The following is an 18,787-nucleotide window of genomic DNA, read 5'->3' as shown; positions in this document are numbered from 1 at the left end:
AAATCCATTCTGCTTCGCAACATCTGTCTATCACCAGCGTAGTTATTTCATTATTGTCTCTCTAATTGACGAGTAATGCGGTCAACCGCTGCATCCCATTCTGCTTGAGGATCTGCACCTTCTACCGCCACATTGATTAATGCAGTAACGAGTTCCGAATCTACAATGGAATAATTAATTCCCATGTATACTGGTTGTACAGATTCTGCTGCCTCAGCAAAAATTCTTGCAGTTTCTGCACCACTAAAATACTCATCTGTCGTTGCTAAAAATGCTTCATCTTCATACACTTCTGGTGCAGAAGGGAATAACCCATTACTATGGAATGATTTCAATTGATTTTCCGGAGAAACTAACCATTCAATGAAATCATATGCTTCTTGTGGATATTCCGATTCTTTAGGTATCGTTAAGAAAGAACCACCCCAATTCCCTGCACCTTCAGGAATTGTAGTTAGAGACCATTTCCCACCCGCATCCGGCGCGTTTGCTTTCACATTCGCAATCATCCATGCAGGTGCACCGATTAATGTAGCATAACTACCATCAGTCATTGCACTTCCCCATTCAGGTGTCCACAATTCATTTTGACCAATCAATCCTTCTTGAATCATCTTTGTTGTGAAATCATAAGCTTCTTTCACTGTATCTTCCATAATCAATTCATCATTTTCATTAAAATATTGTTGTTGTTGTTGATCACGAATCGCATTAAACATGAGTTGTGGACTATCCGTAATTGGTTTTCCTGTTGTTTCCTTTATTTTCTTTGCTGTTTCGTAATACGCATCCCATGTATCAATCTCCGCTGCTAACTCTACCGGATCTGTTGGTAATCCTGCTTCTTCCATTACATCTGTTCGATAAAACATCGTCGTCGGACCAATATCTGTCGGTAATCCAATTTGGAATGATCCATCAACACTTTCTGCTTGCTTCCATTTCCATTCTAAATAACTATCTTTTACATCATTTGCACCATAATCATACAAATTATAAAACCTGTCACTCGCTTCCATGAATTTAGCAATATTACTCACTTCAATCATAGAAATATCTGGCGCTCCGCTTCCAGCTGAAATTGAAGTAAACAAATTATTATGCATATCTTCCATCTCACCAGCATTAATCGTTATCTTAATATTAGGATTCTCTTTCATATATTCTTCTGCTAGTGTCTCATAACCAGCACTACCAAAAACCCAGAAATTCAGCTCAATCTCTGCATCCGTATTCATTTCTGCATTTGGATCTGTCGATTCTTGGTTTTCTTGTGTATCATCTGAAGGTTCTTCTTTCGTTGTATCCTGATTATTACATGCAACTAACATCACAAAAAGGACAAGGGCAGCAAACAGCATGAACCATTTTTTCATTTCTTCTTACCCCCTAATTAAATTTTCAATTGAAAGTGACATTGTGAATACATACAACAAAAAAAGTAGTGGATAAAGTAGTAGATTGTAAGCTATATATAGTAGTATGTAGAAAAGAAACCGATTTCTTAATTCTAAATAAATTAAAGCGTCTTAATCACCTGCAGTATGACTGTAAACGCTTTCTGTAATAGAGTATATTCGCATATAAATAAAAAATCAACCATTTTTAATAAATTCCAATAAATAAATTATCTTTATAAAGAAAACGATTTCTCGTTTCGTTAATAAACAAGCTAGTAGCCACAATAATCTACTAGCTTGTTTTATCTATTATTTTTTTCTGCTTCTCTTTTCTTTATCTATTGGCATTGTGCCATTTTCTATTCCTAATTCATCTAACCATCTACGATATGCGATTGTGAGTGCATCTGATTTTAAATGCATTTCCATTTGCAAATCTAATGGAAGTAATTCTGGTTTTTGACTTTGAACAATATCTAAATCTTGATAAAAAATGGTATCCTGAAATTCACGGAATGGCTCATCTGGTTGATCTAAATCATAATTACGTGTTAATAACATGAATACTTTCGTTTGCTCGTTATCCTCTTGGTTTACAGCAGTGAAGATCGTTAATTCTTCCTCTTCTCCCTCTGTCGTCTTCGTAAAGCGTGCGATAATTGGACTTAATACTTCATACACATAATCTGTATATCCACCTTTTGCACGTCCGTCCGCATTTGGTTGAAATACAGGAATTTTACTTGTAATCAAACGATCATCAACAAATTGTACATCATAATCCACAACTTCTGCATGATCCACATCACCTAATAATCCTTCATGTACAAACATTAAGTGAGATACATCTAAGAAGTTCTCAATTACACGTGGAGCATTTGCCTTTACCGCATATGGTCCGCAAATAATTGTACGATGACCTTCTTTTTCTGCTTCTGGATAATGAATAAAAGGCGCAGGATCTTCACCTAAATTTACCCAGATTAACCCTAAATATTCCTCACAATGATAGACAGTTGCTTTTGCCTTTTTTGGAATAGGGCGATCACATGGAAGCGCAGGGATTTTGGTACATGCTCCAGTACCGTCATACTCCCATGCATGGTATGCACATACTAATCTTCCATCTACTACCTTACCTAAGGATAGCTCTGCTCCACGGTGTATACAAATATCTTTAAAGGCATGCACACCTTTGTCATTTCTAAAAATTACAATTTTTTCTCCTAGAACTTGTACTTGTTTAGGATCTTCTTTTAACTCATCAGCAATATACACTGGATGCCATTCATTCCATAATTTATCTTGTTGCATTGTTCAATCTCCTTATCCATTCTTCTATGATTAATTTGTTATGTCGTCACTTTTGGCTGGTAAAATGAAATTTAGAATTAATGCCCCAATCGCACCAACTGCAATTCCTGAAGAAACAAAGTATGTGACAATTGTAGGTAAACTATAGAGAATCTCAGTAGGCATTAACACAGCGAATAGTGCTAACATAATTGGTACACCAATGACAATCATATTTCTTTCTGTAAATGGTGCTTTTTTCACTACTTTAAATCCATTCATCATGATGATGACCGTTACGATTGCGAACACACCATTAATAACTGGTGCAGGAATACTTGCGATGATATTCATTAATTTAGGCATCATACCTAATAATAATAAAATAATACCACCTGCAATAACTGGTTTACGACTTTTCACACCAGTTATTGCGATAATTCCAGCATTCGTCGAATATCCAGTAACAGGTGTTCCTCCAAAGAATGATCCAACAAAACAACCTAATCCTTCTCCAAAAGCTCCACCATTCAGACGCTTTTCATCTAACTTCTGATCTGTTACTTCACCAACTGTGAACCATGTTCCTGTCGTTTCAATAACAATAATAAGATAAATTGCTAACATGATTAGAATTGCTTCCAATTCAAATACTGGCGTACCAAATGCAAAGATACTAGGTAAAGCAAACCAAGACGCCTCACTCACTGAGCTAAAATCAACTAAACCATAGAATGAAGCAACAAATGTACCGATACCTAACGATAAAATAACAGAAGCTACTTTTACAAACCGGAATTTTGCCATTTTTTCTCCAACATACATACATGTAATTAATACAGCCATTGTAATTGTCGCAATAAGAATATTTTGATAAAAGCTTCCTTCTGCATTGTAAATTCCATTAATCGCACTTGGCATTAATGTAATCCCAACAACGATAATAACTGTTCCAGCAACTAATGGTGGAATAAACTTGACTACAGCTTTACTAAATAATTTCAAAGGTTTCCCAATTAATGCAATTAATAAGGCACCAGGCATTAAACTACCGACCATTGCGCCAAGACCTGATGTGGTACCAATTGCTGCCAATGCACTTAGTGGCACAAACGAAGGTCCTTGCATAACAGGTAATTTCATTGCAAAACCTGCTTGGATCAGTGTTGCAATACCACATGCAATAAATGTCATTTGAATTAATAATGCACTATCCCCAACAGATAAGGATAATAATCCAGCTAAAATAATTGGTGGTATAAATAAATCCATTGCTAGTACGTGTTGTAATCCAACAAAGAATGCTTTTCCATTTGATATGTTTTTATCTGTAGACTTTACAGACTTAATTGTTTCTTCTGTTTGTAATTTCTTCGCTGTGTTTCCCATTCGTCATCCCCCAATATTTATAAAATAACTATATAAAGACTGCACTATACTCCTAGTGTTTTTGCACAAAAAAACTCGAAATATATGCTTTATATGAAAAGCGTATATTTCGAGTGAATGTACGAAATAACTGAAAATAGCTCTACTATTCTCTTACTCTTCATAGTCGGTTTATTTACGGTAAACCGGTAGAAACTTGCAGGCCATATCCCCGCGATTATATGAAAATATGAAGTTTCCTTTAGTATATCACCATTTTTCGACAATTCAATACTTTGTTTGTCGAAAAATGAAGTTCGAATATTTAGACAATTTGAACTATGTCTCATTTGAATTAGACTTCTTTTCACTCATCCTTTATAATTACATCCATACTAAAATTAAAAAACAAAAAGGTGATATGATTGCAAACAAACTCTAAGATTTTTTTAGGCACAGCATTTACTGCAACGTCTATTTCAGAAGTATCTATATTAAAAGACCATTTATTTCTTATTAATGAAGATGGTGTTATTGATCAAATTCTTTCTCCTGAAGAGGAAGTCTATCCATCTATCATACAAGAAAATGAAGGGAAAGATCATTTTTTTCGCTTAGCACCGGGACAATATATTCTACCTGGGTTCATTGATTTACATATTCATGCACCACAATGGGCGCAATCAGGGACTGCGTTAGATTTACCATTGAATGAATGGTTACACAATTATACATTCCCACTTGAAGCGAAATATGAAGACATAGACTTTGCGAAAGAAGTGTACGAAGATCTTGTCACAACATTACTAAATAACGGTACAACAACTGGGTTATATTTTGCAACAATACACAAAGAAGCAAGCTATTTATTAGCAGAGATTTGCGCACAAAAAGGCCAACGCGGATTAGTCGGAAAAATTGTAGCAGATGACGTCGAACAAAATCCTGACTATTATCGTGATCATACAACAGAGCAAGCATTACATGATACGGAAGAGTTTATTACACGTGTACAGGAACTAGCAAAAACTACCAAACAAGGGGTATATCCTGTTGTAACACCTCGCTTTATTCCTAGCTGTACAGATGAAGCGTTAGAAGGGCTTGGGAGATTAGCCGCTAAATATGATACTCATATCCAATCACATTGTAGTGAAAGTGATTGGGAACACAATTATGTGAAAGAGCGATTCCAAAAAAACGATACATTTGCATTGAATGATTTTGGACTATTAGGTAGTAAATCTGTTATGGCACATTGTAATCATTTAGAAGATGAGGATGTCCGTCTATTTGCTCAAACAAAAACAGCAATTGCACATTGCCCATTATCTAATGCCTATTTTGCGAATGGAGTGCTACCAACAAAACGCTTCTTAGAACAAGGGGTCGATATCGGCCTAGGTACAGACATTTCAGCAGGAGCTTCACCTAGTCTGTATGATAATGCAAAACAAGCAGTTGTCTCCTCACGTATGTTAGAAGATGGGGTCGATATTTCTATTTCACAAGATAAGCGCGGAGTGAAGGAATCTCGAATTACTATAAATGAAGCATTCTACCTCGCTACAGCTGGTGGTGGAGAAAGTCTACAATTACCAATTGGAAGATTAGAGAATAACTATGCATGGGATATCCAAGTGATAGACACAAATGTAGTCAACAACAAACTACCAGTATTCAATCAAGAAGAAGCTCTTGAAGACATTTTTCAAAAAATCATGTATTTAGTAAAACCAGCAAACATTAAACAAGTATGGGTTCAAGGAGAACAAGTAAAATAATCTCCAATTTTTCATGAATATAATGAAAGACTAACGATGGAAATGTTTCATCGTTAGTCTTTTTTCTTACTTGTTATCTCCAATTAAATACTCGAGTATCAATGTTGTGCCATTCGTATCTGTCTTTAAAAACAGTTGTGAACAATAAGATGTCATCAAATGGAACCCTTGACCTAATGTAGCTGAAGTGGAATATCCCTTGATTAAAGTTGCTTTTGGTATGTCTTTTAGCAACATCCCTTTGCCATGATCTTCAATCATAATTAAGATTTTGACCTCATGGATATATATTTTTATCTTCCCAATCCCCACGTGCTTTAACGCATTCGTCAATCCTTCTTGGACAGATAACAATAACTGATATTGATTTTTTAATTGCAAATTCACATCAACTAATGCTTGCTTAATCATTTCTCTTACTTCTTTTAATTGTGTCGAAGAAGACACTTCCATTTCGCTGATTAATTCGCAGTTAGATAAGATTTCAACTATTTCGTCATACTTAATTAGATGTACTTTTCCTTTAGATAATGCATGGGTCACTTCTCTAAAGCTTTGCCATTGTTCTTCAAGTAACTGCTTTTCCTTTTGTACGATATTGGTTACATCCAGTGTCACAAATCCACCTGATTGATAACCTAATGGCACAGAATGTACGTCGATATATCGTTCTTTTTCTGGATCAATTAATGTCTCTCTTCTTGGCGCATTTTGTTTTAATGCTTCATTCATCCATAACAACATATCCGATTCTTTTATAAAAGAGTCTTTATCGCCACTTACTTGTTTTAATCTACCCTTTTCATATTTGTATGTTGCACTTAATTGCAATTGATCTAACAATTCAGACTTCAATAAATCTATTTTTAATTTCTCTCTTACTACATTTTTGATATTTTCATCCAAATCTTCTGTCAATTGGTCAATTAAATCCTTTTTATCTGAAAAGAGATACTCATATTCATCTCTCGATAAACGTTCATCTTGTGATGTTTTTCTAGAAACTTTCACAATATCAAAAGAATTAAAATCTGTGTCTATTAAATCTTTTTTCATTACTGGCGAGATTTTTGCAGTGATCTCATCATTGATATCGACAATGTAACTTTGTCTTGGCGCAGTCGTTTTTATTAACATTCCTACTCTACTAATCACATACAATAATCCATTGTAATTTTTCTTATTCTCTTTATCTTCTAATATAACCGCACGAGGTGGATTTACTTTTTTTCTTAGTGTGCCACCATCAATAAATTGTTTACAGTTTTCACAGTTTGGATTCGAAGGACATGCGTTACATACACTCATCAGCAACACTCCTTGATAGCTACATTTCATTCCATTCCTTTATGACTTTTAAGAGCTCTCTCCATGCTTCACTTCATCACATTTCTTTTATAATAACGGATTCACCAATAATTTCTTCAATTTGTACTAATTCAAACACATTCAAAATATCTTCATTCACATGAATAATTTGAATAAAACTCTCATTTTCTTTTAGCTTCTTTACGAGTTGAATAAGTAATCCTAAACCTGTAGAATCAACAAATGCGACATCTTCAAAGTCTAACACACATGTTCTTTGTGAAGGTATTTGATGGATTAAGTCATCTTGTACTATTTCTGTCGACTCAAAATCTAAATCTCCACGTAATAATACATTGATTGCTTGGTCATTCTCCTGTATGGTATATTCTAGCATCGTACGTGCCCCCTTCTAGAATAATGTGATTTGTTCATTTTCATCTAATTTTGCTGTCACATAATTCATTTCATCAAAGATTTGTTTTACCTTGTCACCTATACGGATGATTGTACCTTCATACGCCTTATCAATTTTGATGGAATGGCCTGGTGATGTAGCTACAATGGTTTTTGTGCCAGCAATTGTACCTACTTCATGCACATCTACGCCTAATCCCCCGTATACTTCTCTTCCTCTTAATGTGCCATTAATCTGTAATGTTCCACTAGCATGTATCTTGGAATTAATACAACCTTTACCAATAATCGTAATGTCACCACTTGAATACACTTTACTGTTTGTTACATTTGTTAACGTGACAGATGTCATATCTTCTGCGTCTTCAAGTGCTTGTGATGTCATTTCTTCTATAAAATCTTGTAATATATATAATCTTTGTAACGTAATCGTTTCATTCGATAATGTTAAAAAAATATTCTTAATATCCTCTGCTATTTTGGCCCATTCTGGTTCATCTAAGAACTTGTCCGCTTTATTCACAATACGCACATACTTCGCTGCAATTTCTTTAAAATGTTGAAATTTCTTCTCTAACAGAATGATAATTAATGGTTGTAATCCTTTTGTATGCAACTCTTTTACTTTATATGCTTTTGCATTCGTTAATTGTTTAATAATGACAATCATTTGTCTCAATTGCTTTTCCATTGTTGTTAATAATTGATGCAATTCCATTACGATTAAGTTCTGTTTACCAGATATAATATTGGAATTAATAATATTCCCTTTTGCAATAATAGATTTATATGCAGTGATTTCTGAATTGGCAACAGATTGATATAAGTATAAATCTCCACCTGCTTCCACTATCATATTCTCTTCCACTTCTCCCCGTATTTCTACATCACCACTAAACCTAATATTCCCACTAGCAAGATTCACATTGCCTTCATGGATTAATTTGGACAAAATAGATGCCCTTACAATTTTCCCTCTTTTTTCAATCACTGGTCTACCTGACTCTGTTGCAATAAGTTTATCTTCAATAAAATCTACACCAATGCCTGGTAATACGCGTAAAGCCTTGCCTTTTTTATTTTGAATTGCCTCACCGAGTACACTTATTCCTGGAATTCCTTCAATCGGCGGATGAATGATTGCTAGAATTGTCCCAATATCCACATTCGGTATATTATTTACCTCTTTGAAATTCACATTCCCTTGCTCATCTTCTACTAATCCTTTGTCACTATCCATCTCTATTTTTACTTCTAATTCCCCGTCCATGCCATGTTCCGGTTCTTTTCCAATTGCTACAACAAATCGTCCATACTCTTTTGCTTCCATTGCATGTTGGATTGCTTTTTCATTAATTCCTGTTGTAATATGTTGTTGCTCTAATTCTTCGATAATCATTTCTCTTGTTAAATGGTTTGATACGATTTTCTCTTGATATAAAAAAATCTCAATATGGTCATTTGGTGGAACATCTTTTAATTTTTGATGAATGGTTTCCGCAGGCTGTAATTCAAGAACTGCTTCTAATTGGTCTTTAGCGATTGTTATTTTCCAACTCATTGGTTTTTCTATCATTTCTTCAAATTCTAATTTGTACGTGTCTTCCTCATTTAAGACGATATTCTTTTTGTTTATTAATTGATGATTGCGATAGAAGGTAATATCTCCATTTATTGTTGCTGTAGGATAAGCATTTACTTTGCTTTTTACGAATAGTTGGTTATCTTTAATCCAAGCTGTCCCAATCTCTGTATGTTTCCAGACATCTTCCGTCTGATTGATTTGTTCGATTTCCGCATATTCTTCCTCTCTGGATTCTTCAATTGCTTTGTCGACTAAATCTTCTAAACTATCTATTTGTCCAACCTTATCTTTTCCATCATCGTTTTTGGATAATTTCACTATCGCTTCTTTCTTTCCGATACCAATAATGCCACTTTTCTCGAATTGTAATACTTCTACATTTACTTCATTTTGTTGTGCGTTCATCAACTCTAAGCCGCGCGACACTGCTTCTTCAATAGATTTCCCCTTCGAGATTAGTTGTCTCAAAACAAGCTACCTCCTATCTTACTCACAATCTAGTTCTTCCTTTACCTTTAAAATTATTAATGTAATATCATCTTTTTGTAGTTCCCCATTCGTAAATTCTCCAATTCGTTTTAAGACGGCTTTTTCTATTTGGTCTGACTGTAATTGACAGTTACGCTCTAGTAGCTCCACTAACCTCTCCATCTTAAAAGCCTCACCATGCTCATTTAATGTATCTGTAATACCATCTGTATAAAAAAAGACGATATCCTCATCTAATAAATCGATGGTAAACTGTTTATAAGTAGATGTTGCAAGACCACCAATCATAATCCCGTTAATAAAGGGAATATCTTTCCGTACTTTATTTTTTGTAATTACAATTGGTAAATTGTGACCCGCACTCGCATATGTCAATGTATGGTTGACTGGATCATAATCTGCACATAATAATGTAACAAATGACCCTAAAGTTCTTAAGTCTTGAAACATAAATTCGTTCATTGCTTTTAATGTCTCACTAGGCGAAAAAAAGTGTTCTACACTACTTCTAAACACACCTCTAGTTAAAATCATTAACATCGCAGCTGGTATGCCTTTTCCCATTACATCTCCTATTACGATACGAATATGTCCATTCGGAAGTTCAATAAAATCAAAATAATCACCACCGACTAATCGTGCTGGAATAGAAACACCCGTAATTTCACCTGATTTGATAATTGGCTTTGTTGCATTTAATAATTTCATTTGAATATTTCTTGCTTGTTTCATTTCTCGAGCTAATGTTTTATTTAATTGATTAGGCTCTCTGTTCTCACTGTATTGTATGTGTTGGTGAAACAAAAAGATCATCCTTTCACATGACTGATAATATTTGATACACACCTAATGTTTCTAATGTATCTACTACTACTTCTTTCCCACCAGCTATCGTCAATTTACTATCGTTTTCATTTGCTTGATGAATCAGATGAATAAACAAACCGACACCTGTGGAATCTATAAAGTCAACTTGCTCGATATCTAGAATGATCTCTTTTATCGTTGCAGGAATTATATACACATCATGCGATATTTCACTGATAGTGGAGTAATCTAATATTCCTTGTAACGTAATTCTTCTTGTTTGTGCATAATCAGAAAGCGATACATGTAAACTCTCTGTCATCGTATATGCTTACTCCTTCTCATTAGGACTTTTGTCTTAAAATTCATGTTATGATATTTTAAAAAAATCCACCTCAAATTAAGGTGGATTGTAACTGTATATCATGTAAAACGTTACCTTTCCTACCATTGGTAACCCGGCGATCATAGTCATACGACTTTAGACCCGTGGCTTTGCGTCCTTATCTTTCAATAAGTTTGCCATTATCAATTAGTAGCAATAAAGTGATGAATCGACTATTTTAATCCATCTATTTTTCTACTGCTTCACATTTGATATAACTATATGGATAAATTTCACTTGAATATAGTAAAAAAGTTTCATTTTCTGTTATTGTAAGTGATTACTTGTAGTTAGTCAATACACCTTAAAAAAATTTACATTTCGATTAAATATACTTTTTTTCACATAGCTATTGATTTCTTACAAGTAAATCTTTCAACCAATCTCTCATAATCACGCATATATTGTTGCATATTGTCGGATTATTCCGTTATGACAAACAAAAGTATATGGAGACGCATATATGGGAGAATAAACGTATATATGTATTCAAATGGCGGTTGAGTGTGTAATCACATCCATGATAAAGTAATATAGTTGGCTTTTTTTAAAGCAACAACATTTTTTTATGTGACAAGAATAGATGGCATATTGTTGACTGAGTATTTTTCTTTATTAATAGAATAAGATGAATCATCTTTATATAATCAAACAACTTCTAAAAAAAACGATACACAATCGTTTTTTATTTTGCGTTCGAGCACTAACATATTCTTTTTTATAATAAGATATAATTATTTTGTTTGTTTATCTTCATATTTCTTCTGTATGTAATCTATTCTAGTCATTATAAACAATACAATAAAACAGCAGGAGTGACTGAAAACATGGAATTACAATCAAATCCTCAATTATTATGGTTTATTGGGATTTATGCCATTCTTATGGTAAGTGTAGGTATATACATGTCAAAAAAAGTATCGAATAGTGCTGATTTTATACTAGCAGGAAAAAGTTTAGGTCCTATAGTATTAATGGGTACATTACTTGCAACATGGACAGGTAGTGGGAGTATCTCAGGTGGTGAAACCTCTGTAGCGTATAGCTTCGGAATTATCCCTTCCCTTTTGTTGATGATACCTACAGTGATAGGTATTTTTATCTTGTATATTATTGCACCTAAAATTAGAGCGTTTGGAAAATATACTATTTCAGGCATACTTGAAGCAAAATATGGTTCTACAGCAAGAAATATCGCGAGTGTAATTGTCATCTTAGCATATGTTGGAATTGTATCTTATCAAATGACAGGACTTGGATTTATTTTAAATATTACAACAGGGATGAGTGTTGAATTAGGAACAATTATAGCAGCAATTCTCATTATATTCCTTGCGATGATTGGTGGGTTAAGATCTGTATCTCAAACAGATGCAATCAGCGGATTCTTAATGGTCGGTGGTCTGTTAATAACAGTACCTATTATCATATCTGTTGCAGGAGGTTGGGATACCATTGTATCAAATGTCCCTGAATCCCATCTTACATCAACAGGTGGTTTGACAACAATCCAATTAATGGGGTATTTAATTCCTTCTTTATTCTTATTGTTAAGTGATCAAAATATGTATCAACGTCTAGCAGCATCCAATAGTGATCGTTCATCAAAGAAAGCTGCAATTAGTTGGTTAATTGTTATGTTATTAATATCACCAGCTATTTCGATTATTGCATTCACATCACGTTCGTTATTTCCTGATATCGATCCCGGTATGGCACTAATGGCAACAACTACTGCACTACCTTTAGGAGTTGGTGGGATTTTACTTGCTGCAGCTGCTGCATTTATCATCACAACAGGCAATTCATATTTATTGTCAGCAGCAACAAATATGACGTATGATGTGTATGGAAAATATATCAATAAACACCCCTCTGATAAACAACAATTACTGATGACCAAAGTATTTATTGTTGTGCTTGGGGTTATCTCTTTTCTATTGATTAGTTTCTTCCCAACAGTATTGGAAGTACAAATGTATTCCTATACTGTGTATGGAGCAGGAATCACACCAGCAATTTTAGCTGTATTCTTCTGGAAACGCGTGACAGCAATTGGAGGAATTTCTTCGATGATTGCAGGAGTAATCACTACATTAGTGTGGGAATTAGTATTACAAACACCATTTGAGATAAATAGTTCTGTTATCTCTGTACCTGTTGCAATCATTGTATTAATTATTGTCTCATTAATAACACAAAAACATTCAAACGTGCAATCATAAGGAGTGTTATACCATGAATCAACGTTTACACAATTTAACCAATTGGTTATCAGACGAAGAAATCGCAGTCGCATTCGTGAATTCAACAGAAAATGTTTTTTATCTATCTAATTTCTATACAGATCCTCATGAACGTTTAATGGGAATTTTTATATGTGAAGGAATAAAACCATTTTTCGTATTACCACAAATGGAAGTCAATCAATTGAAAGATGCTGGATGGTCAAATGACATCATTGGTTATCAAGACCATGAGGATCCATGGGAAAAAATCAACCAAAAATTAGCATCTAGTAAGGTGTTATCTAACGCTACTGTAACGTTCGAAACAGAGTTTTTAACATATAAACGTGCACAAGCATTTTTAAACAACTTTGAGCAACCTACTATTATTCCATTGGAAGATAAGTTAAACCAGATGCGCGTAGTAAAAGAAGATGAAGAACTAGAAATTATCAAACGTGCTGCTGAAATGGCGGATTATGGAGTTAGCGTTGGGATAGAGGCATTAAAAGAAGGCATTACAGAAATGGAAGTACTTGCGACAATTGAGTTCGAATTAAAGAAGAAAGGTATTCGAGAAATGTCCTTCTCCACAATGGTATTATTCGGTGAAAAATCAGGAGATCCACATGGCAATCCTGGAACTCGAACATTACAAAAAGGAGATATGGTTCTTTTTGACTTAGGTGTCGTGTTAGATGGATATTGTTCAGATATTACGAGAACTGTTGCATTCCAATCTGTAAGTGATGAACAAAGAAAAATGTATGAGACAGTTCTTCAAGCACAATTAGCCTCACTTGAAATTAGTAAGCCTGGAACTCGAATTGGCGAACTTGATTTAGCTGCTAGAAATGTCATTACAGAAGCAGATTTCGGCGAATATTTCCCGCATCGAATCGGACACGGTATGGGTATTAATGTTCATGAATTCCCATCGATGAGCCATTTAAATGAAGATCACTTAAAAATCGGCATGGTCTACACTATTGAACCAGGTATTTATATCCCAAATGTAGGTGGCGTAAGAATTGAAGATGATGTCTATATCACAAAAGATGGACACGAGACACTAACCAAATTTCCAAAAGAATTAATGATTGTTGGTTAATTGTTAATAGAGAATAAAGGACATGTACATTTTGCTATAGTACATGTCTTTTTCTTATTTCTTCAATTATTTCCTAGGCAATAATTGTCGATATTTGTAGTTATATGCACCAAAAAACGAACGATGCGTGATATCGTTCGTTTTTAATTTATACTTATTTATTTTATTAGTAAAATCGTTTGAAGCTAGAGAAATGCTTTTTCCAATATGAGTGATCTAGACTTACTACTTCTACTCCATTTGAACCAGCATGAATAAATTGATTATCCCCAATATAAATGCCTAAATGAGAAATACCTTCTTTATATGTTCCTTCAAAAAATACTAAATCGCCTACTTTAGGATTGTTTACATAGAATGAACGATCATAATATCCCGCACTGGAAAAACGACCGATTTTCTTTCCTGCTTGGTTATAGACATAATGTATGTATCCACTGCAATCAAAGCCTTCTGGTGTATTACCACCCCATACATAGCTTGTTCCAACTAAACTTTTTGCTACATCAATTAACTTCTTCACATCATAATCAACAGAAGATGGTTCTTCATTTACTGTATTATTTGAATTAGATGGTGGTGTTGTCGTAACAGAATTATTAGAAGTGACCTTTAATTTCTGTCCAACATAAATCATATCAGAACTTAAATTATTCCATTTCTTCAAATTAGCCACTGACACTTTATACTTTGAACCAATACGAGATAGTGTATCACCTGCTTTTACTGTATAGACAGTTGTGTTCGTTGTTTGCTCATTCGTTGATGGTGTTGTGGAATTAGTATTAGAACTTGTCGAATTATTTGTTGTATTACTAGTTGTAGATTGTTTTACCGTTAATACATTTCCCGGAAAAATTAATGTTGTCTCTAATTTATTCCATTTCATCAAGTCAGCTAGTGATACTTTATGTTTATAAGCAATTCCACTTAATGTATCGCCACTTTTTACAGTATATTTTGTCGATGTAGTCGTCGTTGTTGGTTTTTTATCACTAGTTTGCGTTGTTGGCTGTTTAGTTGAACTTGTCGAATTGTTAGAAGTCCGTTCTGTAATTAGTACTTGATTTGGATAAATAATATCTGATTTTAGTTTATTCATCTCTTTTAATACTTGTACACTTACATTATACTCTTGCGCTATTTTCCACAATGAATCTCCGCTTTTTACTTTATGTGTTGATGCAAAAGCGTCATCAGCAAACATAACAGATGAAGCAATCGCTGCTCCCAATGTAACAGACATCATTACTTTCTTGTTCGCCATTCTACTCCCACTCTCCTATTATTCTTTTATCATATTATTTAGTTTTTAAGAAAGCTTTCTAAACTAGGCTAGGACATTTAGCAGTCATTTTTGTTGCAATATGTACAATATTACCTTAAAAAACTTTCTTATAAACTCACATTTAGTCATATTATAATACTATATGGAGAAAAATGATAGATACATTGTGGTTATGTTGTAGAAATTTAACATTTCTTTTTTCTCACTTATCATGACTTACTATCAAATAACTTAATAGATTAATAGGAGAATGTATCATGCGTAGGACAAAAGAGTTCTTTAATACGAAAATAATCCAAACGATTCGAAGTTATTTATCGAATCGTTTGGATGTTGACTTTATTTCATATCGCCTATGATTTTGTCTATTGACTATGGAGCATGATGAACAATAGCTATAACAATTCAAAATATAAGCACTTACAAACATTGTAGAACTTCATAGAGCGAAGGTGCCCACTCCTATGGGGTCCTTTTTCCTGAAAATCCACTTTTTCAAGTGGTTTGTGCTGGGAAAAGTTAGCTGAAGGAAAGAAGAGTGGGCAAGCTGAAGCAGGGAATATACACATCATTCAATTCACAATGAATAATTAGAGTAGTGGCATATCATTTTTTCATTGCTAAACCATAAATACGGCATCATTTGCACTTTGTATGAAGAACAATAATTATATCTCTTCCACTTTTGCCTATTTACTTTTAGACGCATGATTAATACAAAATCTAGTCGTTGGTAATGCAAGCAAGCGTTCTTCATCAATTTCTTTTCCACACTCTACACAATAAGCATATGTACCTTCATCAATTGCTTCAAGTGCTCGATTGATTTCTTCTAACTCTTGTTCACGATAGGAATCTAATGTCAAATCGCGTTCCCTCTCATATAATTCTGTTCCAATATCTGCTGGATGATTATTAAATGGGGTTAATTCCCCGGCTTCTTCACTAAATACTTCCACTACTTCTTCTGTTTGTTGAATGATTTCTTGCTTTCTATCTTCAAGCATTTGTTGACATTTTTCGATTGTCTCTTTGTTCATTATTCTGCCTCCTTAGTTGATTACGGTACAATTGTCCGCAATTCACAAGATATCTTCGCACATACTTGATATCTACTTTATTTATACCCAATGTCATGATGATAAAACATCGCGATAAGCGGAGAAACAGAACATCGCATACGTACATCAACATATTACGTCTGTGTTTTACGATAAGCAGTTGCTGTCATATCCATTGTTTTCTTAAATGCTTTTGAAAATACGAGTGCATCTTTATAGCCACATGATTCAGCTATTTGTTCTACTGTAAGATTTGTTATTTTTAATAATTCAGAAGCTCTCGTCATCCGAAATTTTGTTAGATATTCTTGAATCGTCATCCCTGTTGATTGTTGGAAAATAGATGATAAATAACTTCGATTTAAATTGACATATGTCGCCATATCTTGAACCTTAATTGGCTGATGATAATGCAATTGAATAAAATCACATACTTTTTGCACATAGTCATTATCATTGGATATACTTTTATTCTCAATTGGCGTATTATTCTTTGCAATGGTAGAAAAAAATAGATAGAGCAATCCTTGTAATCGAAACTCGTCTGCTGTACTAATTGTTTGGCTTTTTAGCATATCTAATACAAGGTATTTTAGCTCTTCACCATTCTCTGTTTGAAAAAGTAATGTGTGTGCATCAATTCCAATGTCACGAAGGAATTGTTCGCATTTTTCTCCTGAAAACCCCACCCAAACATATGTCCATGGATTTTCTTGATCTGCTTCGTATCATGTTAGCACATTCGGTTTAATTAAAAATCCCATACCTTTTGTAATAGTTCGTTTTTAAAGATAAAAAAATAAAGCAGCTATTAACTAACTACTTTATTTACTACATTTACTCCACCTGTCACAGGGATGATACTACCTGTAATCATATCAGAATCTTCTTCACATAGAAATGTAATCAATCTAGCAATATCTTGACCACATCCCGGACGACCAATTGGTGTTTTTCCATCATCCATTTGACGCATCTCATCAATATCTAGTTCTTTTTTATCCCCAGTTATATCCCCAGGACTGACCATATTTGCTGTAATACCATATTCCGCTTCTTCTAATGCGATGGTTTTGGTTAATGACGCCAAGCCTACTTTAGCTGCTCCATATGCAGCACGATAGACCCAACCAGGGGAATGATCCGCATCTTGGAATCCATATGTAATAATTCGGCCAAACTTTTGTTTACGCATGACTGGTATCGTATGTTTCAAAAAGTGAAATACTGAACTTAAATTACCTTCTACCATCTCATACCATTCATCATCTGAATAATCAATTAATTTCTTTCTATCAAAAATGTATGGACCTGCATTGTTAATCAAATAATCAATCCGACCAAATTTGTTCATTGCTTCATTAAATATTTTTTGAATGTCTTCTTTTTTCGTTACGTCACCTTGAACAAACTGAACATGATCTGCATATTGTTGCCATTCTTCTTTCAACTCTACAATCTTATTTACATCACTTCGATAGTTCACTGTCACAGAGCAACCTTTCTTTAGAAATTCCTCTGTGACCTTTTTCCCTATCCCTTTTGAACCCGCTGTAACAATTGCATGTCTCAACTATTTCACCTTCTTTTTTTAGTATCTCATGCGATTTATCGATTTAATAATGTCAAAAATTCCATTCGAGCATCTGCTTGTTCTGTAAATATGCCTCTAACAGCTTTTGTTGTTGTTACGGCGTCTTTCTTTTGAATACCTCGCCCACACATACACATATGTTTTGCTTCTATGACAACCATCGTACCTTGTGGTTCTAATATTTCTTCCATTGCATCAGCAATTTGACTCGTTAAATTTTCTTGTACTTGAAACCTTTTGGCATAACCTTCTACAAGTCTTGCAATTTTAGATAATCCTGTTATTTTCTTGTCCGGAATATACCCAACATGTGCAACACCAAAGAAAGGAGCAAAATGATGTTCACATGTTGAATAAAATTCAATATCTTTCACTAAAACTAACTCACGATGCTTTACATCAAATTGTTTCATTAAATGTTCTTTTGGGTCTTCTCGATACCCCTCTGTGTACTCAAGAAATGCTTTTACAACTCGCTCTGGTGTTTCTTGTAATCCTTCTCGATCTGGGTCATCTCCACATAATTCAATTAGTTCACGTAACGCACGCATAACCTTATGTGCTTGTTCTGATTTACCTTGATCTTTATTTAAAAGAATCGATATTTTTTCATTTAATTTTGAATCACTTATCGTCATTATTCTTTAACCCCATTCCCATTTGTTGAGA

15 protein-coding genes, 1 pseudogene and 2 riboswitches are annotated in these 18,787 nt (G+C 34.1%); of the genes and pseudogenes, 3 read left to right on the top strand and 13 right to left on the bottom strand.

Features of this window, described 5'->3' with window-relative positions:
* Positions 1 to 50: 50 nt before the first annotated feature.
* From ACFOZ1_RS15445 to ACFOZ1_RS15435, 3 genes are all read right to left on the bottom strand, one after another.
* Positions 51 to 1,376 carry an ABC transporter substrate-binding protein gene (locus tag ACFOZ1_RS15445; protein WP_390200718.1) on the bottom strand — a complete coding sequence of 442 codons (1,326 nt, stop codon included), beginning with the start codon at positions 1,374 to 1,376 and terminating at the stop codon, positions 51 to 53.
* 333 nt (positions 1,377 to 1,709) lie between these two features.
* A complete protein-coding gene (locus ACFOZ1_RS15440; protein ID WP_390200717.1) occupies positions 1,710 to 2,714 on the bottom strand; it encodes a Rieske 2Fe-2S domain-containing protein in 1,005 nt (334 codons plus the stop codon).
* Between the two features lie 30 nt (positions 2,715 to 2,744).
* Positions 2,745 to 4,082 (bottom strand): nucleobase:cation symporter-2 family protein, encoded by a 1,338-nt coding sequence (locus tag ACFOZ1_RS15435; protein ID WP_390200716.1) that lies wholly within the window; start codon positions 4,080 to 4,082, stop codon positions 2,745 to 2,747.
* 143 nt (positions 4,083 to 4,225) lie between these two features.
* A riboswitch (purine riboswitch) is annotated at positions 4,226 to 4,327 on the bottom strand.
* Between the two features lie 159 nt (positions 4,328 to 4,486).
* Here ACFOZ1_RS15435 and guaD point away from each other — a divergent pair.
* Positions 4,487 to 5,845 carry a guanine deaminase gene (guaD, locus tag ACFOZ1_RS15430; protein WP_390200714.1) on the top strand — a complete coding sequence of 453 codons (1,359 nt, stop codon included), beginning with the start codon at positions 4,487 to 4,489 and terminating at the stop codon, positions 5,843 to 5,845.
* A 66-nt stretch (positions 5,846 to 5,911) separates the two neighbouring features.
* Here the strand turns inward: guaD and ACFOZ1_RS15425 are convergent, their stop codons facing one another.
* The 5 genes from ACFOZ1_RS15425 to ACFOZ1_RS15405 all read right to left on the bottom strand — a co-directional run bounded on the left by ACFOZ1_RS15425 (position 5,912) and on the right by ACFOZ1_RS15405 (position 10,773).
* Positions 5,912 to 7,153 carry an ATP-binding protein gene (locus ACFOZ1_RS15425; protein ID WP_390200713.1) on the bottom strand — a complete coding sequence of 414 codons (1,242 nt, stop codon included), beginning with the start codon at positions 7,151 to 7,153 and terminating at the stop codon, positions 5,912 to 5,914.
* Positions 7,154 to 7,229: 76 nt separating this feature from the next.
* Positions 7,230 to 7,550 (bottom strand): STAS domain-containing protein, encoded by a 321-nt coding sequence (locus ACFOZ1_RS15420; RefSeq protein ID WP_390200712.1) that lies wholly within the window; start codon positions 7,548 to 7,550, stop codon positions 7,230 to 7,232.
* Positions 7,551 to 7,565: 15 nt separating this feature from the next.
* A complete protein-coding gene (locus ACFOZ1_RS15415; protein ID WP_390200710.1) occupies positions 7,566 to 9,623 on the bottom strand; it encodes a flagellar assembly protein A in 2,058 nt (685 codons plus the stop codon).
* A gap of 18 nt (positions 9,624 to 9,641) precedes the next feature.
* On the bottom strand, positions 9,642 to 10,448 hold the full coding sequence (locus ACFOZ1_RS15410) for a PP2C family protein-serine/threonine phosphatase (protein ID WP_390200708.1): 807 nt from the start codon (positions 10,446 to 10,448) through the stop codon (positions 9,642 to 9,644).
* A gap of 13 nt (positions 10,449 to 10,461) precedes the next feature.
* Positions 10,462 to 10,773, bottom strand: coding sequence for an STAS domain-containing protein (locus ACFOZ1_RS15405; protein ID WP_390200707.1), 312 nt, complete (start codon positions 10,771 to 10,773; stop codon positions 10,462 to 10,464).
* A gap of 127 nt (positions 10,774 to 10,900) precedes the next feature.
* A riboswitch (cyclic di-GMP riboswitch) is annotated at positions 10,901 to 10,985 on the bottom strand.
* 678 nt (positions 10,986 to 11,663) lie between these two features.
* Between ACFOZ1_RS15405 and ACFOZ1_RS15400 the strand changes: the two genes are divergently transcribed.
* The gene (locus ACFOZ1_RS15400) at positions 11,664 to 13,061 is read left to right on the top strand and encodes a sodium:solute symporter family protein (protein WP_390200705.1); all 1,398 of its coding nucleotides are present in this window, start codon (positions 11,664 to 11,666) and stop codon (positions 13,059 to 13,061) included.
* A 13-nt stretch (positions 13,062 to 13,074) separates the two neighbouring features.
* Positions 13,075 to 14,175: a M24 family metallopeptidase gene (locus ACFOZ1_RS15395; protein ID WP_390200704.1), complete on the top strand. Its 1,101-nt coding sequence runs from the start codon at positions 13,075 to 13,077 to the stop codon at positions 14,173 to 14,175.
* 166 nt (positions 14,176 to 14,341) lie between these two features.
* Here the strand turns inward: ACFOZ1_RS15395 and ACFOZ1_RS15390 are convergent, their stop codons facing one another.
* The 5 genes and pseudogenes from ACFOZ1_RS15390 to folE all read right to left on the bottom strand — a co-directional run bounded on the left by ACFOZ1_RS15390 (position 14,342) and on the right by folE (position 18,756).
* Positions 14,342 to 15,442 (bottom strand): C40 family peptidase, encoded by a 1,101-nt coding sequence (locus ACFOZ1_RS15390; protein WP_390200702.1) that lies wholly within the window; start codon positions 15,440 to 15,442, stop codon positions 14,342 to 14,344.
* A 710-nt stretch (positions 15,443 to 16,152) separates the two neighbouring features.
* Positions 16,153 to 16,503: a TraR/DksA C4-type zinc finger protein gene (locus ACFOZ1_RS15385; RefSeq protein ID WP_390200700.1), complete on the bottom strand. Its 351-nt coding sequence runs from the start codon at positions 16,501 to 16,503 to the stop codon at positions 16,153 to 16,155.
* A gap of 155 nt (positions 16,504 to 16,658) precedes the next feature.
* Positions 16,659 to 17,240 (bottom strand): annotated as a pseudogene (locus ACFOZ1_RS15380) (AraC family transcriptional regulator); the annotation flags it as partial.
* Between the two features lie 95 nt (positions 17,241 to 17,335).
* Positions 17,336 to 18,097, bottom strand: a complete 762-nt coding sequence (locus tag ACFOZ1_RS15375; protein WP_390200698.1) for an SDR family oxidoreductase — start codon at positions 18,095 to 18,097, stop codon at positions 17,336 to 17,338.
* Between the two features lie 35 nt (positions 18,098 to 18,132).
* Complete coding sequence (gene folE, locus ACFOZ1_RS15370; RefSeq protein WP_390200696.1) at positions 18,133 to 18,756, bottom strand: GTP cyclohydrolase I FolE; 624 nt, start codon at positions 18,754 to 18,756, stop codon at positions 18,133 to 18,135.
* Positions 18,757 to 18,787 lie beyond the last annotated feature (31 nt).

The sequence above is a fragment of the Gracilibacillus marinus genome, from assembly GCF_042651725.1.
Classification (GTDB): domain Bacteria; phylum Bacillota; class Bacilli; order Bacillales; family Amphibacillaceae; genus Gracilibacillus; species Gracilibacillus marinus.
Note: the sequence above shows the minus strand (reverse complement) of the source record. Positions and strands in the feature narration are given on the sequence as shown.